The following is a 19,541-nucleotide window of genomic DNA, read 5'->3' as shown; positions in this document are numbered from 1 at the left end:
GCGCCGAAGCCGCAAGCGTTCAAGCCTCGATCGCGTAAATCCGGTCAATGACTTCCGTTTGGCCGAGGCGACACGTTTCGACGCCGGCCAATCGCCAGCCGTTGTGTTCGTAGAACCCGATCGCGCGCACGTTGCCCTCCAGCACCTGCAGATGGACCTTGCCCACGCCGATCGACCTGGCCCACGCGCGAACGGCTTCGATCATGCGCTTGCCCGTGCCGCCGCCGTGATGCGAAGGATGAACGTGCAGGCAGTCGAGCAGCACGCCAAGCGCCGGATCGACGGGGCGCTCGGCGCTGACGAAGCCGACCGGCTCGCCGTGCGACTCGGCGATCAGCACGAAGCCCCACTCGCTCTCGTCGCGATCGAAATACTTGCGCCACCGAACCGCGTGCTCCGTCGGCACCTCGTCAGTCAGATAGGCGGCCGGAAGGATATGGCTATAGGCGGTTTGCCAGCTCAGCGTGTGCAGGCGAGCAATGTGGTTCGCGTCGTGCACCGTCGCGGCGCGCAGTGTGGTCCGGGTGCCCGGCATCGGCGGCAACTCCTTGTGCTGGTTTTCTTGATCGGCATGTGTCATCGCAAAATATACCGTGCTTTGCGGGATGCATTTCATGCAGCGCGGTGTCGGGATCTCGGCGTGCGGGCAAAAAAAATCCCGACACCTTCATCGGTCATCGGGATCGAACGGCCCTGCAAAGCATGAGGGCACGAGGAAGGTCCTACATTACACGCATGCAAGACTGTTGCACTTTGTCGGTTTGCGCCAAGCCCCTGTTCGATTCCGCCAATCAGCCGGTTATGCGCAGCCGTAAACGAAAAAAGCCTGCTCGCGTTTGGCGCGAGCAGGCAAGAAAACGGATCAGCATTCGAGGCACGAGGGCTGTCCAGAGAAGATAACGGCACGGCGCGCGGGAACCTTAGGCGGGAAAGAAAAACGTCGTGGGCAAACGGGTACGAACGTTGTCAGCGCAACGACACGGAAGCGCGATACGAAGCAGGCCCGAGGCCTCGTCGCCATCTCCGTCATCCCCGTCGGCGATGCGAGACAAGCGGTGCCATCGGTCAATACCACGCACGATCGCGCGCCCGATTTCAACACCTGTCCGCCTCGTCCGCGATTTCATACTCGACATCGAAGCCATATCGTCGGGGCGACTCGATTTACGCAACCGCACTTTCGAAGCGCGCGAGGCCGACATGATATCGCGGTCACTTCGTTGAATACGGGATGCCGCTTCATTAAAGACGCCGCGAGCAGGACGCGCCGAGGCTCTATCCGAACGCCGAAAAGCAAAAAGCCCGGTTCAACGAACCGGGCTTTTTGCTTGAATTTGTTGGGGTGGCTGATGGGACTCGAACCCACGACGACAGGAATCACAATCCTGGACTCTACCAACTGAGCTACAGCCACCACTGATACTGCTTGCTTCGTTTCGCTGTTTTGTTTCAGCAGCGAAGAACAAGATTATACGAAGTCTTTTGAATCTTGCAAAGCATTTTTTTCAAAAATTTCTTCGGCCGCGTTCAGATGCGCACGCGCCTCGTCGAACACGGCCAGATCGCCGCGTGCGAGCTTCTTGTTGTCGGACAGCACGCGACGCCAGCCGCGCGCGCCCGGCATGCCGCGATACAGCCCGAGCGCGTGCCGCACGATCGCGCCGAGGTAGGTGCCGCGCTTCAGCTCGGCCGCGCAATACGCGATCAATTGCGCCTCGGCCTCTTCGCGCGTCGGCACCGCCGAGGTCGCTCCGTAGAAGCGCGCATCGACCTCCGCCAGCACGTACGGGTTGTGATAGGCCTCGCGGCCGAGCATCACGCCATCGACGTGCTCGAGATGCCGCGCAACCTCATCGAGCGTCGTGATGCCGCCGTTGATCACGATCTCCAGCGACGGAAAATCGCGCTTCAACCGATACGCATAGTCGTACTTGAGCGGCGGGATCTCGCGATTCTCCTTCGGCGACAGCCCTTTCAGGATCGCGTTGCGCGCATGCACGACGAACGTTTCGCACCCGGCCTCGGCCACCGTGCCGACGAAGTCGCGCACGAACGCGTAGTCCTCGACCGCGTCGACGCCGATCCGGTGCTTGACCGTCACCGGCACCGACACTGCATCGCGCATCGCCTTCACGCAGTCGGCGACGAGCGGCGGCTCGTTCATCAGGCACGCACCGAACGCGCCACGCTGCACGCGCTCGGACGGGCACCCGCAGTTCAGGTTGATCTCGTCGTAGCCCCACTGCTCGCCGAGCTTCGCCGCGCGCGCGAGATCGTCCCGCTCGCTGCCGCCCAGTTGCAGCGCGACCGGCGATTCGCTCGGCGTGAACGCAAGATGCCGCTGGGCGTCGCCGAACAGCAGCGCGCCCGTCGTGATCATCTCCGTATACAGCCACGTATTGCGCGTCAGCGTGCGATGGAACGACCTGCAATGGCGGTCGGTCCAGTCGAGCATCGGCGCGACGGATACGCGGCGGGGAGGAAGCGAGGGTGGAACGGACATGGAATTCGGGTACAGGCCAGACGGCACGGAACAACCCGACATTTTACCGCAAGACCGGCCCTGCCCGCCCGACACGCGCACTACCGGCCGCCCAATTCAGCATCGACCGCGCGGCGCGCCTCGTCGAACACGCGCTCGATCACGCGCCGTTCGGTGAGCAGCATCCCGTCGATCTTGACCAGCCGCCAGTCGATCCGCACGGCATCGCCCTGCAGCACGCGATAGTGCGCCCGCTCGCCGTCCCAGACCTGCTCGGTCTTCACCTCGATCTCGAAGCCGCGGTACGGCTCGCTGAAATCGCCGAGGTCGCTCCCTCTCGGTTCCATCGCACGCTCCGTGGTGATGCCGCGCCAAGCCGCCCGCGCGGCCGGCGCCGCGCGCTCAATCGTATTCGTCGGACAAAAACGACCGACCATCGGCCGTCAGATCGACCCGGTCGGCCGTCGCCTGATAGATCAGCCCGTCATTCAGCAACGCGTAGACGACGTCGTCGAACGCGGCGGGAACCGGCCGGCTGTCGCCGAACTGGTCGATCCATTTCAGCGCCTCGATGGCTTCGGGGGAAAGGATGGGGGTCATGCGTTGGCCTCCGGCATCGGTGTCGTTCCATCCTAGCACTTCGCCCGGAAGCCGAATACCGTGGCAAACGCGCCGCGCGAAATGCAATGCGGCGCCGGCGGGCACGCTGCCCGGCGGCGCCGCACCGAGGCGCGACCCGCGCGCTCAGAGACGCGCGATCGAGACTTCCGTCGACTTCACGAGCGCGACGACTTCGGCGCCGACCTTCAGTTCGAGTTCGTCCACCGAACGGGTGGTGATCACCGACGTGACGATGCCGAACGGCGTCTCGACGTCGACTTCGGAGACCACGGAACCGCGGATGATCTCCTTGACCTTGCCCTTGAACTGGTTACGTACGTTGATTGCAGTGATGCTCATCGGGATGATCGCTCCGAAGAAAAAAGTCTCAGAACGGGCGGCCGAAGCCGCCCGGAATTAAACGGCCCAGCGGATCTGCCCGACCGGTCGAACCTTGTCTGCTTCATGCGCCGCGTCGTGCTCGCCCGCGCCGTGGCCGCCGGCGAGTACGCGTTTCAGCACGCGGTCCTCCAGCGCCGCGAAGGCGGCCGACGCGCGGGCGCGCGGCCGGTCGAGCGGCACCGACTGGTCGAGCGCCACCCGCCCCTGCTCGATCAACAGGATGCGGTCGCCGAGCGCGACGGCCTCCTGCACGTCATGCGTGACGAGCAGCGCGGTGAACCGGTGTTCGCGCCACAGGCGCTCGATCAGCGCATGCATCTCGATGCGGGTAAGCGCGTCCAGCGCGCCGAGCGGCTCGTCGAGCAGCAGCAGTTGCGGCCGGTGCACGAGCGCGCGTGCCAGTGCGACGCGCTGCCGCTGGCCGCCCGACAGTTGCGCGGGCCAGTCGTTCGCGCGTTCCAGCAGCCCGACTTCGTCGAGCACCGCGCGGGCCTGGTCGCGCGCGCCGCGGCCGAGCCCCAGCATCACGTTCTGCAGCACGGTCTTCCACGGCAGCAGGCGCGCATCCTGGTACATGATCCGCGTATCGAGCGCGCCGCCGCCCTCGCCGCGCGTCACGAGCGCGCCGCTGCTCGGTTGCTCGAGCCCCGCGACGAGACGCAGCAGCGTCGACTTCCCGCAGCCGCTGCGGCCGACGATCGCGACGAAGCTGCCGCGCGCGATGCCGAGCTCGACGTTGTCGAGCACCGTGCGGGCGCCGAAGCGCTTGCTGACGCCCGACAGCGTGACCGCGTCGTCGGGAGCCGGGCTGCCCGGGCGCCGCCGTGCCAGCGGCACGACCGATGCGCTGCCGTCGCGTTCGAGGATCGCCGCATCGCGCGCGTCGCCATCCGCGACGCGGGCCTGCGCGAGCTCGGCCTCGAGGTCTGCGCCGGCGAGCGGGCCGTAGGCGGCCGCCGAAGTCGTCGCACTCATGCCTTTGCTCCTGATTGATAGGCGGGGTGCCAGCGCAGCGTCACGCGCTCGATCGATTTCGCCAGCACATCGGCCAGCTTGCCGAGCACCGCGTACAGCAGGATGCCGACCACCACCACGTCGGTTTGCAGGAATTCACGCGCGTTCATCGTCATGTAGCCGATGCCCGACTGCGCGGAGATCGTTTCCGCGACGATCAGCATCACCCACATCAGCCCGAGCGCGAAACGCACGCCGACGAGGATCGACGGCAACGCGCCGGGCAGGATCACGTCGCGGTACAGCGCGAAGCCGCGCACGCCGTAGCTCTTCGCCATCTCGATCAGATTCGCGTCGACCGAGCGGATCCCGTGATACGTATTGATGTAGACGGGGAAGAACACGCCGAGCGCGACGAGGAACAGTTTCGCCTTCTCGTCGATGCCGAACCACAGGATCACGAGCGGAATCATCGCGAGCGCCGGAATGTTGCGGATCATCTGGATCGTCGAGTCGAGCGCGACCTCGGCGGCCTTCGACAGCCCGGTCGCGAGCCCCAGCGCGAGGCCGACGCCGCCGCCGATCGCGAAGCCGAACAGCGCGCGCCACGTACTCACTTTCACGTTCGCCCACATTTCGCCCGACGTCACGAGCGACCACGCCGCGCGCACGACCGCCACCGGCTCGGGCAGCACGCGGGTCGACAGCCACCCGGTGCGCGCACCGACTTCCCATACCACCAGCAACGCGAGCGGCACGAGCCACGGCGCGACGCCGCGCCACGCGCGGGCGGCCACGGCGACGCCCGTCGTCGAGGTTTTCGTTGTCATCGCAGGCCTCCGTCGCTCAGCTCTGGCTCGTCTTCGGCAGATAGTTGTTGCCGACGATCTCGCCGAACGGCCCCGACAGCGGGCCGGCCGCTCTCTCCACGCCCTTGCCCTTGATCAGCGGGAACACGAGCTCGGCGAAGCGATACGACTCCTCGAGGTGCGGATAGCCGGACAGGATGAACGTCTCGATGCCGAGATCCGCGTATTCGCGCATGCGTTCCGCGACCTGCTCGGGATTGCCGACGAGCGCCGTGCCGGCGCCGCCGCGCACGAGCCCCACGCCGGCCCACAGGTTCGGATAGACCTCGAGCGCCTCGCGGCCGCCTCGCTTGCCGCCGTGCAGCGCGGCCATCCGGCGCTGGCCTTCCGAATCCATGTTCGCGAACGCCTTCTGCGCACGTGCGATCGTGTCGTCGTCGAGCCGGCTGATCAGCCGCTCGGCGTCACGCCATGCCTCGTCCTCGGTCTCGCGCACGATCACGTGCAGGCGGATGCCGAACTTGATCTTGCGGCCGCGCGCGTCGGCACGGGCACGGATGTCGGCGATCTTCTTCGCGACGGCCTCGGGCGGCTCGCCCCAGGTCAGGTAGGTATCGATGTGATCGGCGGCGATCGCGTGAGCGGCCGGCGACGAGCCGCCGAACCACAGCGGCGGATGCGGGCGCTGCACGGGCGGGTAAAGCGCCTTGCCGCCTTTCGACTGCAGGTGCTTGCCGATGTAGTCGAACCCGCCGTTGTCGTGCGACGCGGCAAGCAGCCCGCGCCAGATGTTCAGGAAATCGTCGGTAATCTCGTAGCGCGTGTCGTGATCGGCGAAGAGGCCGTCGCCTTCCAGCTCGGCCGCATCGCCGCCCGTGACGACGTTGATCAGCAGGCGGCCGCCCGACAGGCGGTCGAACGTCGCGGCCATCCGCGCCGCGAGCCCCGGCGAAGCGATGCCGGGGCGCACGGCGACCAGGAACTTCAGGCGCTGCGTCGCGGGAATCAGGCTCGACGCGACGACCCACGCATCCTCGCAGGAGCGGCCGGTCGGCAGCAGCACGCCGTCGTAGCCGAGCGTGTCCGCCGCCACGGCGACCTGCTTGAAGTAATCGTAGTCCGCGGCGCGCGCGCCTTCGGCCGTGCCGAGATAGCGGCTGTCGCCATGCGTGGGGATAAACCAGAACACATTCATCTGCTGCTCCTGCTTGACTGTCACTGCCGAAATTTGAAAAAAACATCGCCCTGCTCGCGTCGCTGATGAGCGACGCATGCATGGTGTGCATTCGAATCGGGATGGCTCGCCGGTCACGCCGTGCAGCGGACGAGGACGCGATCGCACGGCTGTTTCTGGGAAATCAGTCTAGGGATCGGTACCAGGCTTTGGAACGATTTTTTTGAGCTTAGGTTTTCCGCTTTCGTGATTAGCGCGACGCTGGAGCGAATATCGCCGCGGCCGGGCCCTATAATGGCGCACCTATCCGAATAACTCCGCGCGCCCGGCCCCGGCCGTGCGCGCCTGCGGTGCACTCATCGATGCAGAAAGTCATCCTGCCCTTCCTGTCCGGCTTCCTGGCCGCCCTGTTCTTCCGCGAGGCCACGCTCGCCCTTCTCCACACGGCCGACCTGATCGCCGCAACCGGCTTCTCGACACAACCGTTCGCGCCGCTCGGCATTCCTGAATTTGTCGCGAACGCACTGATCAGCGCGTGCTGCGCGATTCCGATGGCGTGGCTGTTGCGCGTCTCGCCCGAGCGCGAAGCATCGTGGATCGGCGCGCTCGTGTTCGGCGGTATCGTGCTGACGGCCGCCCGCGTGTTCGCGATCGATCCGCTGCGCGGCATCTGGCCGTCGGGCAACATGCTGCCCGTGCTCGCGGCCGGCTTCGCGGCGAATGCGGTGTGGGGCTTCGGCGCGCTCGTGTTCATGCGCGCGTTCATGTCGGACGACGCGGGCGACGAATAACGCCGGCGCGGGCGACGCGTCCTTCGGGACCAGCCGACTTCCATGAAAAAGGCCGCGTGCATCTGCACGCGGCCTTTGCGTTTCCGTGTCGCGCGTCGGTCGGCCGCGCTGTCCAGCCCGATCGGCGTCAGTCCTTCAGCTTGCGCAGCGGATGCGTGTCGGGCGTCCACGGACTGTCGAACATCGCGAGCACGTCGGCGCGCGCGACGTCGGCGGCCGACTTGAAGCGCCACACCGGCTGATGATCCTTGTCGACGATCAGCGCGCGCACGCCTTCGATCACGTCACCGTGCGCGAAGGTCGAGCGCGTGAGGTCGAGATCGCGCCGCAGGCAATCGGCCATCGTCGCGCCGCGCGCGCGTTCGACGACTTGGAGCGACACGGCCATCGACAGCGGCGACAACTGCTCGCGCATCGCATGGGTCGCCTTCTCGATCCACCCGTCGACCGCCGCGCAATCGGGCTCGGCGTCGAGCGACGCGAGGATCGCGTCGAGGTCGGGTTGCGCGAAATGCCTGTCGATCCCGGCGCGCGCATCGGCAAGCGCCGACGTATCGGGCGTCGGCACGACCTTGTGCGCGGCAGCCGCGTCGGTCACGCACGCGACGGCCTGCGCGCCGCTGTCGATGCGCGCGCCGCGCAGCGTGTCGAGCAGCGCCGGCAGCGCGGCATCGGGCAGATAGACGTCGGCGAGTTGCGCGTACAGCGCGCCGGCCGCGTCGAGCGTCGCGCCCGTCACCGCGAGATAGCGGCCGATCGCGCCGGGCGTACGCGCGAGAAACCAGCTCATCCCGACGTCCGGGAACAGGCCGATGCGCGTTTCGGGCATCGCCATCTTCGTCGAATCGGTCACGACGCGCAGGCCGCCCGTGTGCCGCGCCGCCTGCGAGATCCCCATGCCGCCACCCATCACGACACCGTGCATCAGCGCGATGTACGGCTTCGGATACGTGAAGATCGCATGGTTCAGCGTGTATTCCTCGATGAAGAACGTGTCGACCGCGTCGCGGTCGCCGCGCTGCCACGCGTCGTGGAAGAAGCGCACGTCGCCGCCCGCGCAGAACGCGCGCGGATGCGGGCTGTGCACGACGACCGCGACGACGTCGGGATCGTCACGCCACGCGTCGAGCGCCTGCTGCATCAGCCGGATCATGCCGACCGACAGCGCGTTCAGCGCCTTCGGCCGGTTCAGTTCGAGAAAGCCGATGCGGTTCGCGACATACGCGCGCACGTCGGGCTGGGCGGATTCGGCGGAAACGGCGGAAACGGCGGCGGAAGTGGAATCGGTCATGAAGGTCGTCCGGCAAACGGCAGTCGCACGCTCAGTGCGCCTGCATCTTCGAGAACAGGTTCAGCACCACGACACCCGCGACGATCAGCCCGAGGCCGATCACCGCCGGCACGTCCGGCACCTGACGATAGAGCAGCATCGCGACGAGCGTGATCAGCACGATGCCGGCGCCCGACCAGACTGCATAGATGATGCCGACCGGCATCGTGCGCAACGTGAGCGACAGGCAGTAGAACGCGACGCCGTAACCGGCGACGACGAGCACCGACGGCCACAAGCGCGTGAAACCGTCCGCCGCGCGCAGCGCGGACGTGCCGATCACTTCCGCGACGATCGCGATCGCGAGCCATGCGTAGCCGGGCAGTTGCATCGCTCAGCTCCTTGCGAGGGCCAGTACCGCGTAGTCGTGGCCGAGTTCGGCGCACAGCGCCTCGACAACGAACTCGTGATCCGCGCGCTGCGGCAGCCCGGACGCGGTGATCGAGCCGATCACGCCGGCGCCGGCGACGGTCAGCGGAAACGAGCCGCCGTGCGACGCATACTCGGCGACCGGCAATCCGTGCTTGTCCGCGAGCGTCGCGCCGGCCTGCTGCATGCGCAGGCCGATCGCGTACGAGCTGCGGCGAAAATGCGCGACGACGTTGCGCTTGCGGCGCACCCAGTCGGCGTTGTCGGGCGTGGCTCCGGCGAGCGCCGCGTAAAACAGCGGCTGGCCGAACGTGACGATGTCGATCGCGATCGCATGACCGCGCGACGTCGCGAGCGCATGCATCCGGTTGCCGAGCGCCCATGCGCGAGCCGGGTCGAAATGGGGAAACACGAGCGCCTGTTCCTGCGCGCCGATCGATTGCAGATCGTGAGCGATGTCCATGAATCCGTCGATGCAGTAAGGAGAACCGCAACGGCGCCGATGCGATCGCGCAGGGCCGCTGCCGGGATGACGACACAAACCGCTCGATTCTAGCGCACGTGCCTGCCCGTACCGGCCCCACCAGCGCTCGCCATGCGATTGTCACAAAACACTTGCACGCATTCGGGATAGCCCCTATAATTCAATTCTTCGACGGACGCGGGGTGGAGCAGTCTGGCAGCTCGTCGGGCTCATAACCCGAAGGTCGTAGGTTCAAATCCTACCCCCGCAACCAACCGTCCAGAATTTCGCAAAAAGCCCGGCCTCGCGTCGGGCTTTTTGTTTTTGCGCGCCCGGGCGCCGCGCGCTCTTCGCTCGCGCACCCGCCGTTTCGCACGACACGCCGCCGCATGTGCAGGCGTTCAAGAATGCCGCGGCCCGGTGATACACTCGCATCACCTCGTCCCTTCCACTCGACATGAAATTCTGCTCCGTCTGCGGTCACGAAGTCCTCGCGCGCATTCCTCCGGGCGACAATCGTGAACGCTTCGTCTGCGATCACTGCGGCACGATCCATTATCAGAATCCGCGCAACGTCGTCGGCACGGTGCCGGTCTGGGGCGACCAGATCCTGCTGTGCCGCCGCGCGATCGAACCGCGCTACGGATTCTGGACGCTGCCGGCCGGTTTCATGGAAATGGGCGAAACGACCGCGGAAGCCGCCGCGCGCGAAACCCTCGAGGAGGCCGGCGCGCGCGTCGAGGTGCAGAACCTGTTCACGCTGCTGAACGTGCCGCACGTGCACCAGGTCCACCTGTTCTACCTCGCACGGCTCACCGACCCGGGCTTCGAAGCCGGCGAGGAAAGCCTCGAGGTGAAACTGTTCGACGAAGCGGACATCCCGTGGGACGAGATCGCGTTCCCGACCGTCAGCCAGACCCTGCGGTTCTTCTTCGCCGATCGCGCCGCCGGCGACTACGGCGTGCACACCGGCGATATCTTCCGCTCGCTGCGCAACGGCTGAGCCGCGCCCCATGGTTCCCTGGCTCGGCCCGGACGATCCGTTCCCGCCCATCGAGCGCGCGCTCGGCCCCGCGACGGGTGCGCCCGGGCTGCTCGCCGCGAGCGCCGACCTGCTGCCGTCGCGCCTCATCGACGCCTACCTGCGCGGCATCTTCCCGTGGTACTCGGACGGCCAGCCGGTGCTGTGGTGGAGCCCCGACCCGCGCATGATCCTCGTGCCGGCCGAATTCAAGGTGTCGCCTTCGCTGCGCAAGACGCTCAAGCGCGTGCTGCGCGAGCCTCAATGGGAAGTGCGCGTCGATCACGACTTTCCCGGCGTAATGCGCGCCTGCGCGCAGGCGCCGCGCCGCGGGCAGCGCGGCACCTGGATCACCGCCGAGATCATCGACGCCTATACGTCGCTCTACCGCTCCGGCAACGCGCACAGCATCGAGACGTGGCACGACGGGCGCCGCGTCGGCGGCCTGTACGGCGTGTCGTTCGGCCGGATGTTTTTCGGCGAGTCGATGTATGCGGACGTGACCGACGCGTCGAAAATCGCGCTGGCCGCGCTCGTCGCGCACCTTCGCGAGCACGGGCTGGAAATGATAGACTGCCAGCAGAATACGTCGCATCTAGCGTCGCTCGGCGGCCGCGAGATCGCACGCAAGGCCTTTGTCGCTCACGTGCGCCGCGCGGTAGCCGAACCGCCGATTCCGTGGCACTTCGACAAGCGCGTGCTCGCCGCGCTGACGAGCCCCGCCGAAACGGCGGCGCCCACCGGGACCGAGCGCTAGCGCGGCACTCCTTCCCTGCATCGAGAGCTGCCCATGACTCATCCGACTGAGCTGCCGCTTTCACCGCTTTCGGCGCTGCAATTCTATGCAACGGCGCCCTATCCGTGCAGTTATCTGGACGGCCGCATCGCGCGCTCGCAAGTCGCGACGCCGAGCCACCTGATCAATTCCGACATCTACACCGAGCTCGTGAAGGCCGGCTTCCGCCGCTCGGGCGTGTTCACGTACCGCCCGTACTGCGACGGCTGCCGCGCATGCGTGCCGGTACGCGTGCCGGTCGCCGCGTTCGCGCCGACGCGCACGCAGCGCCGGATGTGGAAACGGCATCGCGCGCTGGTCGCGACGGTGTCGCCGCTGCACTACGACGAAGAACACTACGCGCTGTACATGCGCTACCAGTCCGCGCGCCATGCGGGCGGCGGCATGGACCGCGACAGCCGCGACCAGTACGAACAGTTCCTGCTGCAAAGCCGGATCAACTCGCGCCTCGTCGAATTCCGCGACCTCGACGCGCCGGGCGGCGAACCCGGCAAGCTGCGGATGGTCAGCATGATCGACATCCTCGGCGACGGCCTGTCGTCGGTCTATACGTTCTTCGAGCCCGACGACCGGCACACGAGCTACGGCACCTACAACATCCTGTGGCAGATCGAGCAGGCGGAGAGCCTCGGGCTGCCCTACGTGTACCTCGGCTACTGGATCCGCGAGAGCCCGAAGATGGCCTACAAGGCGAACTTCCATCCGCTCGAAGGGCTGATCGACGGCCGCTGGAAGACGCTCGATCCGGAACGGGTCGACCTGCCGCCCGTCGACGCGGCGCTCGCGCGCGCGCCGTTGCCGGGCGGGCATTCCGGGTCGAGCTGACGTGCGCCGCGGCGGCTACGAAGCGAAGCGCGCCCGTGCCGCGCAACTCCCGGTAAAATAGCGGGTTGTCATTCATTCCGGCCGTCCGCCCCATTCCCGTGTTCAGTTCCCTCTACCCGCTGGCCCGCGCATCCCTGTTCAAGATGGATGCGGAAGACGCTCACCACCTTACGCTGCGCGCGCTCGGCGCGGCCGGCCGTACGGGCCTCGCCTGCGCGCTGTCGGCGCGCGTGCCCGACGCGCCGCGTACCGTGATGGGGCTCACGTTCCGCAACCCGGTCGGCCTCGCGGCCGGCCTCGACAAGGACGGCGCGGCCATCGACGGCCTCGCGGCGCTCGGCTTCGGCTTCATCGAGGTCGGCACGGTCACGCCGCGCCCGCAGCCCGGCAATCCGCGCCCGCGAATGTTCCGGCTGCCGCAGGCCGAAGCGCTGATCAACCGGATGGGCTTCAACAACCACGGCGTCGACCAGTTCGTGAAGAACGTCCAGGCCGCCCGCTATCGCGGCGTCCTCGGCCTGAACATCGGCAAGAACGCCGACACGCCGATCGAGCGCGCGGCCGAGGATTACCTGTACTGCCTCGAGCGCGTGTATCCGTTCGCGAGCTACGTGACGATCAACATCTCGTCGCCGAACACGAAGAACCTGCGCCAGTTGCAGGGCGCGGGCGAGCTCGACGCGCTGCTCGCCGCGCTGAAGGACAAGCAGCAGCGCCTCGCCGACCTGCACGGCAAGCTCGTTCCGCTCGCACTGAAGATCGCGCCCGATCTCGACGACGAACAGGTCAAGGAAATCGGCGACACGCTGCTGCGCCACAAGATCGAAGCGGTCATCGCCACCAATACGACGCTGTCGCGCGCGGCCGTCCAGGGCCTGCCGCATGCGGACGAAGCCGGCGGCCTGTCGGGCCGCCCGGTGTTCGACGCATCGAACGAAGTGATCCGCAAGCTGCATGCGGAAGTCGGCAACGACGTGCCGATCATCGGCGTCGGCGGCATTTTCTCGGGCGAGGATGCCCGTGCGAAGCTGGCGGCCGGCGCGGCGCTCGTCCAGCTCTATACCGGCTTCATTTATCGCGGCCCGGCGCTCGTGTCGGAATGCGTGAAGGCGATCGCCAGCGAACGCGGCGCGTAATATAGCCATAAGCAAAGTATATTTAGCTATCGATAGCATTTTTGCTATCATCGTCTTATGATGAAAACCATTGACCCCACCAGGGCAAGGACACACACGATGAAATTTCCGCTGTTGAAGAAGCTGCTGGTTGCCGGCGCGATCGGCATGTCGTTCGCCGCGGCAACCGCGCATGCGGCCGACCTCCTCGATCAGGTCAAACAACGCGGCACGCTGCGCGTCGGCCTCGAAGGCACGTTCCCGCCGTTCAACTCGAAGAGCCCGCAAGGCGACCTCGTCGGCTTCGACGTCGACATCGCGAAGGCCGTCGCGGCGAAGCTCGGCGTGAAGGCCGAATTCGTGACGACCGAATGGAGCGGCATCATCGCGGGCCTGCAGGCCGGCAAGTTCGACGTGATCGTCAACCAGGTCGGCATCACCGACAAGCGCAAGGAAACGCTCGACTTCTCGCCCGCATACACGTACTCGTCCGCGCAGCTGATCCAGCGCAAGGACGACACGCGCGCATTCAAGTCGCTGGAAGACCTGAAGGGCAAGAAGCTCGGCGTCGCGCTCGGCACGAACTACATGGACATGGCGAAATCGGTGCCGGGCATCGACGTGAAGACGTACCCGGGCGCGCCCGAGTACCTGCGCGATCTCGCGGCCGGGCGCCTCGACGCGGCGCTCAACGACCGCCTGATGCTCGCGTACCTGACGAAGAATTCGCAGCTGCCGCTGCGCCCGGGCGCGAACGTCGGTTCGGCGAACCCGTCGGGCATCCCGTTCAAGAAGGGCAACCCGAAGTTCCAGAAGGCGATCGACGACGCGATGGCGCAACTCGAAGCCGACGGCACGTTCACGAAGATCTCCGACAAGTGGTTCGGCATCGACGTGACGAAACCGCTCAAGTAAGCACGCCTGCATTTCCCGCCTGACGGCGGGCCGGAAAGGGCGGCATCCGCAACGATGCCGCCCTTTGTTTTATCGGTCCGGTTTATGATTGCGCTTTCGCGCACGCATTCGCTTCGTATTCCATGTCGACAACGTCCCTGCTCGTCCAATCGCTGCCGGTGCTCGCCCAGGGTGCCGTGCTGACCGTCAAGTTCGCCGTGCTGTCGATGGTGTTCGGCCTGCTTGGCGCCGTCGTGCTCGCGATGATGGGCATCCGGCAGAGCGAAGCGCTCGACGGCTTCGAGCGCATCTGGGTCAACGCGCTCGCGTGGCTGGCGCGCGCGTACGTGAGCCTGATGCGCGGCACGCCGTTGCTCGTGCAGATCTTCGTCATTTATTACGGGCTGCCGAGCCTCGGCATCTCGCTCGACCCGACGCCGGCCGGCGTCATCGCGCTGTCCGCGAACGTCGCGGCCTACATGTCGGAAAGCATGCGCGGCGCGATCAACGGGATCGCGCGCGGCCAGTGGCTCGCCGCGTACAGTCTGGGGCTGTCGTGGGGGCAGACGCTACGCTACGTGATCGGCCCGCAGGCGCTGCGCATTGCGGTGCCGAGCCTGTCGAACAGCCTGATCAGCCTGATCAAGGACACGTCGCTCGTGTCCGTGATCACCGTGACCGAACTGCTGCGCAGCGCGCAGGAAGTGATCGCGGCGACCTATCAGCCGCTGCCGCTCTATCTCGCCGCCGCGGCCGTGTACTGGATCCTGTGCCAGATCCTCGAATGGGTGCAGCGCTGGTACGAAAAGCGCCTGTCGCTGCCGTCGCGGCACTGAGCCACGCGGTTGCACCGGGCCGGCGCTCGCCGGCCCGACGCCCGCTTTCCCGTCTTCCCGTCTATTCGCCCGAATAGCGCACGCCGAGCACGGCGCGCGCCGCATCCGTCATCGCGATCATCCGCCGCGAATGGTCGTGCGTCATGATCGGGCTTTCGGTCTCGCCCGCACGCAGCAGCTCGCAGAAGTGCTCGGTTTCGTAGTTCAGCCCGCCGCCGTCGACCGGCGCATCGAGCTCGACGGTGCGCCCGTCCGCGTAGCGGATCGTCGCACGCGCGGGGTTCCACCACTTCTCGTGTATCGTCACGTGGCCGCCCGCCGCGGCGATCAGCGCGTCGCCGCGCCCCATCACGTCGAGACCGCAAAAGAGCTGTGCGATCCCGCCGTTCTCATGCACGCTGTTCAGGCTCGCGAACAGGTCGACGCCCGTCGCGCCGACGCGTCCGAGCGTCTGCACGTCGCGCGCCGCGCCGAGCCAGTCGACGGCAAGGAACGCCTCGTAGATGCCGATGTCGAGCAGCGCGCCGCCCGCGCGATCGAGCCGATAGACGGAATGCGCCTCCGGCACCGACGACGATGCGCAACCCGCCCGCACGAGCCGGATCTCGCCGATCGGATCGTCACGCAGGTGCGCACGCAACTGACGGTACAGCGGAAAGAATGGCGGCTTCATCGCCTCCATGAAGAGCCGCCCGGCAGCGCGCGCCGCGTGCAGCACCGTGTCGAGTTGCGCGGCGTTCAGCGCGGCGGGTTTCTCGCACAGCACCGCCTTGCCGGCAGCCAGTGCGGCCAGCGTGTACTGCGCATGACTGTCATGGAGCGTCGCGATGTAGACCGCGTCGATATCGCTCGCGAGGAGCGCGTCGAGGCTCGCGGCAGGCGTGCCGCCGCATGTCTCGCAGAAGGCGGCCGTTGCGTCGGCGCGGCGGGCCCAGGCGCCGGCGAGCGTGGCGCCCGGCACGTGCGCGAGGCTCTGCGCGAAGCGGCGCGCGATGCTGCCTGCGCCGACGATGCCGAAGCGCACCGGGCGATGGTCGTTGTCGTTCATCCTGATCTTCCGTGTCGGTCGTATGGCGGTTGCCGGCACGCTGCCGGCCGGCCGTCATGATAAACGGCCCCGCGGCACACGGATGGACGACACGCGCGCCGTCAGGCCCGCACCGGCACGTCGACCGAGAAATCGCGCGAAATCTCGTCCGCGCTGAAATCGATCAGCGCGAGCGACGCCGCTTCGGCTTCGCGCGGGTCGCGCCGCTCGATCGCATCGACGACGCGCGCATGCGCCTTCACCGCGATGTCGTGCGCGCCTTCCTTCTGCACGACGCGCGGATTCACGAGACGCACCGCGCCGCGCACGATCGCCGCCATCTGCTGGAAGAACTGGTTGCCGCTTGCCTGGACGATCCGCGTATGCAGCAACTCGTCCGCCGTGTCGTAGCCGGAATCGCCCGGCTGCAGCACCTTGAACGCATCGAACGCTTCGCGAATGGCCGCGATGTCGGCGGCCGTCGCACGCACGGCCGCCTGCGCGGTCGCGCGTGGTTCGATCAACATCCGGAATTCGATGACGTCGCGCATGAACTGCGGATCGGGCTTTGCCCGAAATCGCCAGCTCACGACGTCTTCGTCGATCATCCGCCAGTCGCGCATCGGCCGCACGCGCGTCCCGACTTTCGGACGCACGTCGAGCATGTCGCGCGCAAGCAACATCGACAACGCCTCCCGCATCACCGTGCGGCTCACGTCGAATTCTTTCGACAGCACGTCCTGCGGCGGCAAGATGCCGCCGTACTTGTCCTCGACGATACCCGAGACAAGCCCATCCATCACTTTGGCGACCAGTGACCGGTCTTTGCCCTGCTCCATGACACCTCCCCGTGCGTCGATTTGCGAACACCTGCTCCGCAGTTCCGCCGGCCCTGGTTACTACTCTGTTCTTATGATCTATAAGTTGATGAGTTCGACGATATTTCGCTATCTGGTAAACACCTGACAGGGTTATCCCTCTTTTGAACGAGGTGATTTATACGGCTAAAAAAAAAGCCCGGGAAGCGCGCCGCGCCTGCCGGACCCCGGTTTCCACAAGATTTAACTATGCAATCCGTGACGACCGATATCGCGCCGTTACGGACTGCTTCTCATTCAGTTTCAGCCAGCCGGATAAGCGATCGTTTCAACGCCGTTTTCCGTGCCGAGCAAGCACAGATTCGCGCCGCGCTCGGCGAACAGGCCCACCGTCACGACGCCCGGCCATGCGTTCACCTGTGCCTCGAAACCGCGCGGATCGGCGATCTGCAGGCCCTTCACGTCGATGATCTCGTTGCCGTTGTCGGTGATGTAGGGTGCGCCGTCCTTCGTCACGCGCAGCACGGGCACGCCGCCGAGCGCGGTCACGCGCCGGCCGATCGCCGTGCGCGCCATCGGCACGACCTCGATCGGCAGCGGGAACGCGCCGAGCACCGGCACGCGCTTGCTCGCGTCCGCAATGCAGACGAACGTGTCGGCCACCGACGCGACGATCTTCTCGCGCGTCAGCGCGCCGCCGCCGCCCTTGATCATCGCGCCGCCGGCGTCGATCTCGTCGGCGCCGTCGACGTACACCTGCAGCGAGTCGATCTCGTTCAGGTCGAACACCTTGATGCCGTGCGATTTCAGGCGTTCGGTCGTGGCGACCGAGCTCGACACGGCGCCGCGATAGCGCGACTTGACGGCCGCGAGCGCGTCGATGAAGCAGTTGGCGGTCGAGCCGGTGCCGACACCGATCACGGCGCCTTCCGGCACGTTCTGGATCACGTAATCGGCGGCGGCCTGGCCGACGAGGCGTTTGAGTTCGTCTTGAGTCATGGCGTGGTAATGCTGCGGGATTGCTGAAAACCGCCAGTTTACCGGAGTCGGGGACGCCCCCGCGTTTTTCGGCGTGCAATGCGCCGCGCATTCAGCGCGTGTCGGCCACCGGAGCGGGGACCGTCGTTTGCGCGTCGGGGAAGTACTTGTCGAGCAGCGCCTGCGCGATCGCGTCGCTCTCCGCGTCCGGGTCGCCCGCGTAGTCGGACGGCCGGAAATGCATCTGGAACGCCGCGAACACGCGCCGCGTACGCGCGTCGAGCACGCCATCTGTCGGCACGTCGTAGCCGTAGCGCGCGAGCTTGAGCTGCAGTTCGCGCACGTCGACCGGCGCGTGCGGGTCGCGGCCGCCGAGCCGCGCGGCAACGGTGGCGTCGTCCGGCCACGCGCCGATGCCGGCTTGCGCGAGCGCATGCCACGGGAACAGCGGCCCGGGATCGATCTTGCGTTGCGGCGCGATGTCGCTGTGCCCGACCACGCGCGTCGGCGCAATCCCGTAGCGCGCGACGATGTCCTTCGACAGGCGGATCAGCGCGTCGACCTGTTCGGGTGGATACGGCTGCCAGGTGCGCTGCTGCGGGTCGAGCGGGCCGCGGTTCACGTTCTCGATGCCGATCGACACCGCGTTCAGCTCGGTCGTGCCCTGCCACTCGCTGACGCCCGCGTGCCATGCACGCCGCGCTTCCGGAACGAGTTGGTGGACGACGGGCATCCCGCGCTCGGTGGGCGGCCGCGGCGGAACCACGTAGTGCACGCTGACCGAATCGCCGGTCAACGTGCGCAAGGATTTCGTCTCGTCGCTTTCGGTGTAGTGCATCACGAGAAAGCGAATCCGCGAATCGGCGCCGCGCGCGTGCAGGCTCGTGTCGGCGTAGTAGGTGCCGCGCTCGACGAGCGACGGCGACGTGCAGGCCGCCAGCAGGCCGAGCACGGCGCAGGAGATGCCGGCACGAAACAGGGTCATCGGTCGCGGGTTCCGGGTAGCCGCGTGCCGCCTTGCATCGGGGCACGCGTCGCTTGGGTGATTCGACGCCCGCGCATCGCGCGCGGGACGGGCGGGCCCGGGGCTCAGCCCTTCACGCGCCGCTGGCGCACGGCTTCGTACAGGCACACGCCGCTCGCGACCGACACGTTCAGGCTTTCCACGCTGCCGGCCATCGGGATGCTCATCACTTCGTCGCAGGTGTCGCGCGTGAGCCGGCGCATGCCTTCGCCTTCCGCGCCCATCACGAGCGCGACCGGGCCGTCGAGCTTCGTTTCGTAGAGCGTCGCCGGCGCCTCGTCCGACGTCCCGATGATCCACACGCCGGCTTCCTTCAGCTCGCGCAGCGCACGGGCGAGGTTCGTCACGGTGATGTAGGGCACGGTATCGGCTGCACCGCTCGCCACCTTGGCGGCAGTCGCGTTCAGGCCGACCGCGCGATCGCGCGGCGCGATGACCGCGTGCGCGCCGGCCGAATCGGCGACCCGCAGGCACGCGCCGAGATTGTGCGGATCGGTGACGCCGTCGAGCACGAGCAGCAGCGCGGGCCCGTTGATGCCGTCGAGCAGCTCGGACAGGTTCTGCGCGAGCGGCATGTCCTCGACGCGTGCGACGACGCCCTGGTGGCGCTCGGTATGCGCGAGGCCCCACAGGCGCGTTTCGTCGGCTGCGATCAGCCGCACGCCCGCTTCCTTCGCGGCGTGCAGGAACTCCTGCATGCGGCGGTCGCGGCGCGTCTGGTCGTACAGCACCTCCGCCACCGTCGATGCATCGTGCCGCAAACGTGCGGTCACCGCATGAAAACCGTAAAGAACCTTCAGACGTGACATGACTGGAACAACCTTCGATCAAAC

Annotated in this window: 23 protein-coding genes and 2 tRNA genes; 8 read left to right on the top strand and 17 right to left on the bottom strand. The window is 66.9% G+C overall.

What is annotated here, in order from left to right; translation table 11 throughout:
• Positions 1 to 19 precede the first annotated feature (19 nt).
• The 9 genes from CFB52_RS07935 to ssuD all read right to left on the bottom strand — a co-directional run bounded on the left by CFB52_RS07935 (position 20) and on the right by ssuD (position 6,442).
• Positions 20 to 535 carry a GNAT family N-acetyltransferase gene (locus CFB52_RS07935; protein WP_099316624.1) on the bottom strand — a complete coding sequence of 172 codons (516 nt, stop codon included), beginning with the start codon at positions 533 to 535 and terminating at the stop codon, positions 20 to 22.
• Positions 536 to 1,338: 803 nt separating this feature from the next.
• Positions 1,339 to 1,414: transfer RNA gene (locus CFB52_RS07930), tRNA-His, on the bottom strand.
• Positions 1,415 to 1,468: 54 nt separating this feature from the next.
• Positions 1,469 to 2,455, bottom strand: a complete 987-nt coding sequence (gene dusA / locus CFB52_RS07925; protein WP_059584302.1) for a tRNA dihydrouridine(20/20a) synthase DusA — start codon at positions 2,453 to 2,455, stop codon at positions 1,469 to 1,471.
• 128 nt (positions 2,456 to 2,583) lie between these two features.
• Positions 2,584 to 2,829, bottom strand: coding sequence for a hypothetical protein (locus tag CFB52_RS07920; protein ID WP_059584304.1), 246 nt, complete (start codon positions 2,827 to 2,829; stop codon positions 2,584 to 2,586).
• A gap of 55 nt (positions 2,830 to 2,884) precedes the next feature.
• Entirely contained in the window at positions 2,885 to 3,082 is a 198-nt protein-coding gene (locus tag CFB52_RS07915; protein WP_006484168.1) for a hypothetical protein, read from the bottom strand.
• Between the two features lie 144 nt (positions 3,083 to 3,226).
• On the bottom strand, positions 3,227 to 3,442 hold the full coding sequence (locus CFB52_RS07910) for a molybdopterin-binding protein (protein WP_006476104.1): 216 nt from the start codon (positions 3,440 to 3,442) through the stop codon (positions 3,227 to 3,229).
• A gap of 57 nt (positions 3,443 to 3,499) precedes the next feature.
• Positions 3,500 to 4,459, bottom strand: coding sequence for an ATP-binding cassette domain-containing protein (locus tag CFB52_RS07905; RefSeq protein ID WP_099316361.1), 960 nt, complete (start codon positions 4,457 to 4,459; stop codon positions 3,500 to 3,502).
• Positions 4,456 to 5,268 carry an aliphatic sulfonate ABC transporter permease SsuC gene (gene ssuC, locus CFB52_RS07900; protein ID WP_059584307.1) on the bottom strand — a complete coding sequence of 271 codons (813 nt, stop codon included), beginning with the start codon at positions 5,266 to 5,268 and terminating at the stop codon, positions 4,456 to 4,458. Before ssuC ends, CFB52_RS07905 begins: the two co-directional genes overlap by 4 nt.
• Before the next feature lie 16 nt (positions 5,269 to 5,284).
• Entirely contained in the window at positions 5,285 to 6,442 is a 1,158-nt protein-coding gene (gene ssuD / locus CFB52_RS07895; protein ID WP_099316360.1) for an FMNH2-dependent alkanesulfonate monooxygenase, read from the bottom strand.
• Between the two features lie 341 nt (positions 6,443 to 6,783).
• Between ssuD and CFB52_RS07890 the strand changes: the two genes are divergently transcribed.
• Positions 6,784 to 7,212, top strand: coding sequence for a hypothetical protein (locus tag CFB52_RS07890; protein ID WP_059584310.1), 429 nt, complete (start codon positions 6,784 to 6,786; stop codon positions 7,210 to 7,212).
• Positions 7,213 to 7,339: 127 nt separating this feature from the next.
• Here the strand turns inward: CFB52_RS07890 and CFB52_RS07885 are convergent, their stop codons facing one another.
• Genes CFB52_RS07885 through CFB52_RS07875 form a run of 3 tightly spaced genes read right to left on the bottom strand, consistent with a single transcriptional unit; the run spans position 7,340 to position 9,374 of the window.
• The gene (locus CFB52_RS07885; protein WP_099316359.1) at positions 7,340 to 8,503 is read right to left on the bottom strand and encodes an enoyl-CoA hydratase/isomerase family protein; all 1,164 of its coding nucleotides are present in this window, start codon (positions 8,501 to 8,503) and stop codon (positions 7,340 to 7,342) included.
• 31 nt (positions 8,504 to 8,534) lie between these two features.
• Positions 8,535 to 8,867 carry a multidrug efflux SMR transporter gene (locus CFB52_RS07880; protein ID WP_373680924.1) on the bottom strand — a complete coding sequence of 111 codons (333 nt, stop codon included), beginning with the start codon at positions 8,865 to 8,867 and terminating at the stop codon, positions 8,535 to 8,537.
• 9 nt (positions 8,868 to 8,876) lie between these two features.
• Complete coding sequence (locus tag CFB52_RS07875) at positions 8,877 to 9,374, bottom strand: heme-degrading domain-containing protein (RefSeq protein ID WP_006476110.1); 498 nt, start codon at positions 9,372 to 9,374, stop codon at positions 8,877 to 8,879.
• A 197-nt stretch (positions 9,375 to 9,571) separates the two neighbouring features.
• Between CFB52_RS07875 and CFB52_RS07870 the strand changes: the two genes are divergently transcribed.
• The 7 genes from CFB52_RS07870 (at position 9,572) to CFB52_RS07840 (ending at position 14,861) form a co-directional block, all read left to right on the top strand.
• Positions 9,572 to 9,648: transfer RNA gene (locus tag CFB52_RS07870), tRNA-Met, on the top strand.
• 183 nt (positions 9,649 to 9,831) lie between these two features.
• Positions 9,832 to 10,377: an NUDIX hydrolase gene (locus CFB52_RS07865; protein ID WP_006476111.1), complete on the top strand. Its 546-nt coding sequence runs from the start codon at positions 9,832 to 9,834 to the stop codon at positions 10,375 to 10,377.
• 10 nt (positions 10,378 to 10,387) lie between these two features.
• On the top strand, positions 10,388 to 11,152 hold the full coding sequence (aat, locus tag CFB52_RS07860) for a leucyl/phenylalanyl-tRNA--protein transferase (RefSeq protein ID WP_059584314.1): 765 nt from the start codon (positions 10,388 to 10,390) through the stop codon (positions 11,150 to 11,152).
• A 33-nt stretch (positions 11,153 to 11,185) separates the two neighbouring features.
• Positions 11,186 to 12,016: an arginyltransferase gene (locus CFB52_RS07855; protein ID WP_099316357.1), complete on the top strand. Its 831-nt coding sequence runs from the start codon at positions 11,186 to 11,188 to the stop codon at positions 12,014 to 12,016.
• A 98-nt stretch (positions 12,017 to 12,114) separates the two neighbouring features.
• Positions 12,115 to 13,152 carry a quinone-dependent dihydroorotate dehydrogenase gene (locus tag CFB52_RS07850; protein WP_063892440.1) on the top strand — a complete coding sequence of 346 codons (1,038 nt, stop codon included), beginning with the start codon at positions 12,115 to 12,117 and terminating at the stop codon, positions 13,150 to 13,152.
• 99 nt (positions 13,153 to 13,251) lie between these two features.
• Positions 13,252 to 14,046 (top strand): cystine ABC transporter substrate-binding protein, encoded by a 795-nt coding sequence (locus CFB52_RS07845; protein WP_059584318.1) that lies wholly within the window; start codon positions 13,252 to 13,254, stop codon positions 14,044 to 14,046.
• Positions 14,047 to 14,168: 122 nt separating this feature from the next.
• Positions 14,169 to 14,861: an amino acid ABC transporter permease gene (locus CFB52_RS07840; RefSeq protein WP_006484207.1), complete on the top strand. Its 693-nt coding sequence runs from the start codon at positions 14,169 to 14,171 to the stop codon at positions 14,859 to 14,861.
• A gap of 61 nt (positions 14,862 to 14,922) precedes the next feature.
• Here CFB52_RS07840 and CFB52_RS07835 read toward each other — a convergent pair whose 3' ends face one another.
• The 5 genes from CFB52_RS07835 to rlmB form a co-directional block, all read right to left on the bottom strand.
• A complete protein-coding gene (locus tag CFB52_RS07835) occupies positions 14,923 to 15,909 on the bottom strand; it encodes a Gfo/Idh/MocA family protein (RefSeq protein WP_099316356.1) in 987 nt (328 codons plus the stop codon).
• Positions 15,910 to 16,010: 101 nt separating this feature from the next.
• Positions 16,011 to 16,727, bottom strand: a complete 717-nt coding sequence (locus CFB52_RS07830) for a FadR/GntR family transcriptional regulator (protein WP_059638776.1) — start codon at positions 16,725 to 16,727, stop codon at positions 16,011 to 16,013.
• 282 nt (positions 16,728 to 17,009) lie between these two features.
• The gene (rpiA, locus tag CFB52_RS07825; protein ID WP_059584323.1) at positions 17,010 to 17,705 is read right to left on the bottom strand and encodes a ribose-5-phosphate isomerase RpiA; all 696 of its coding nucleotides are present in this window, start codon (positions 17,703 to 17,705) and stop codon (positions 17,010 to 17,012) included.
• A 91-nt stretch (positions 17,706 to 17,796) separates the two neighbouring features.
• On the bottom strand, positions 17,797 to 18,669 hold the full coding sequence (locus tag CFB52_RS07820; RefSeq protein ID WP_099316355.1) for an N-acetylmuramoyl-L-alanine amidase: 873 nt from the start codon (positions 18,667 to 18,669) through the stop codon (positions 17,797 to 17,799).
• 104 nt (positions 18,670 to 18,773) lie between these two features.
• Positions 18,774 to 19,517: a 23S rRNA (guanosine(2251)-2'-O)-methyltransferase RlmB gene (gene rlmB / locus CFB52_RS07815; RefSeq protein WP_006484150.1), complete on the bottom strand. Its 744-nt coding sequence runs from the start codon at positions 19,515 to 19,517 to the stop codon at positions 18,774 to 18,776.
• Positions 19,518 to 19,541 lie beyond the last annotated feature (24 nt).

This window comes from Burkholderia sp. AU18528, assembly GCF_002223215.2.
Lineage (GTDB): Bacteria > Pseudomonadota > Gammaproteobacteria > Burkholderiales > Burkholderiaceae > Burkholderia > Burkholderia semiarida.
The sequence above is the reverse complement of the archived record's forward strand: the minus strand, read 5'-3'. Positions and strand labels throughout refer to the sequence as shown.

Excerpts from the sequence above, each read along its gene's own strand:
- CFB52_RS07935 (WP_099316624.1), bottom strand. The coding sequence starts at position 535 with ATGCCGGGCACCCGGACCACACTGCGCGCCGCGACGGTGCACGACGCG.
- dusA (WP_059584302.1), bottom strand. The coding sequence starts at position 2,455 with ATGCTCGACTGGACCGACCGCCATTGCAGGTCGTTCCATCGCACGCTG.
- CFB52_RS07920 (WP_059584304.1), bottom strand. The coding sequence starts at position 2,829 with ATGGAACCGAGAGGGAGCGACCTCGGCGATTTCAGCGAGCCGTACCGC.
- CFB52_RS07915 (WP_006484168.1), bottom strand. The coding sequence starts at position 3,082 with ATGACCCCCATCCTTTCCCCCGAAGCCATCGAGGCGCTGAAATGGATC.
- CFB52_RS07910 (WP_006476104.1), bottom strand. The coding sequence starts at position 3,442 with ATGAGCATCACTGCAATCAACGTACGTAACCAGTTCAAGGGCAAGGTC.
- CFB52_RS07905 (WP_099316361.1), bottom strand. The coding sequence starts at position 4,459 with ATGAGTGCGACGACTTCGGCGGCCGCCTACGGCCCGCTCGCCGGCGCA.
- ssuC (WP_059584307.1), bottom strand. The coding sequence starts at position 5,268 with ATGACAACGAAAACCTCGACGACGGGCGTCGCCGTGGCCGCCCGCGCG.
- ssuD (WP_099316360.1), bottom strand. The coding sequence starts at position 6,442 with ATGAATGTGTTCTGGTTTATCCCCACGCATGGCGACAGCCGCTATCTC.
- CFB52_RS07890 (WP_059584310.1), top strand. The coding sequence starts at position 6,784 with ATGCAGAAAGTCATCCTGCCCTTCCTGTCCGGCTTCCTGGCCGCCCTG.
- CFB52_RS07885 (WP_099316359.1), bottom strand. The coding sequence starts at position 8,503 with ATGACCGATTCCACTTCCGCCGCCGTTTCCGCCGTTTCCGCCGAATCC.
- CFB52_RS07875 (WP_006476110.1), bottom strand. The coding sequence starts at position 9,374 with ATGGACATCGCTCACGATCTGCAATCGATCGGCGCGCAGGAACAGGCG.
- CFB52_RS07865 (WP_006476111.1), top strand. The coding sequence starts at position 9,832 with ATGAAATTCTGCTCCGTCTGCGGTCACGAAGTCCTCGCGCGCATTCCT.
- aat (WP_059584314.1), top strand. The coding sequence starts at position 10,388 with ATGGTTCCCTGGCTCGGCCCGGACGATCCGTTCCCGCCCATCGAGCGC.
- CFB52_RS07855 (WP_099316357.1), top strand. The coding sequence starts at position 11,186 with ATGACTCATCCGACTGAGCTGCCGCTTTCACCGCTTTCGGCGCTGCAA.
- CFB52_RS07845 (WP_059584318.1), top strand. The coding sequence starts at position 13,252 with ATGAAATTTCCGCTGTTGAAGAAGCTGCTGGTTGCCGGCGCGATCGGC.
- CFB52_RS07840 (WP_006484207.1), top strand. The coding sequence starts at position 14,169 with ATGTCGACAACGTCCCTGCTCGTCCAATCGCTGCCGGTGCTCGCCCAG.
- CFB52_RS07835 (WP_099316356.1), bottom strand. The coding sequence starts at position 15,909 with ATGAACGACAACGACCATCGCCCGGTGCGCTTCGGCATCGTCGGCGCA.
- CFB52_RS07830 (WP_059638776.1), bottom strand. The coding sequence starts at position 16,727 with ATGGAGCAGGGCAAAGACCGGTCACTGGTCGCCAAAGTGATGGATGGG.
- rpiA (WP_059584323.1), bottom strand. The coding sequence starts at position 17,705 with ATGACTCAAGACGAACTCAAACGCCTCGTCGGCCAGGCCGCCGCCGAT.
- CFB52_RS07820 (WP_099316355.1), bottom strand. The coding sequence starts at position 18,669 with ATGACCCTGTTTCGTGCCGGCATCTCCTGCGCCGTGCTCGGCCTGCTG.
- rlmB (WP_006484150.1), bottom strand. The coding sequence starts at position 19,517 with ATGTCACGTCTGAAGGTTCTTTACGGTTTTCATGCGGTGACCGCACGT.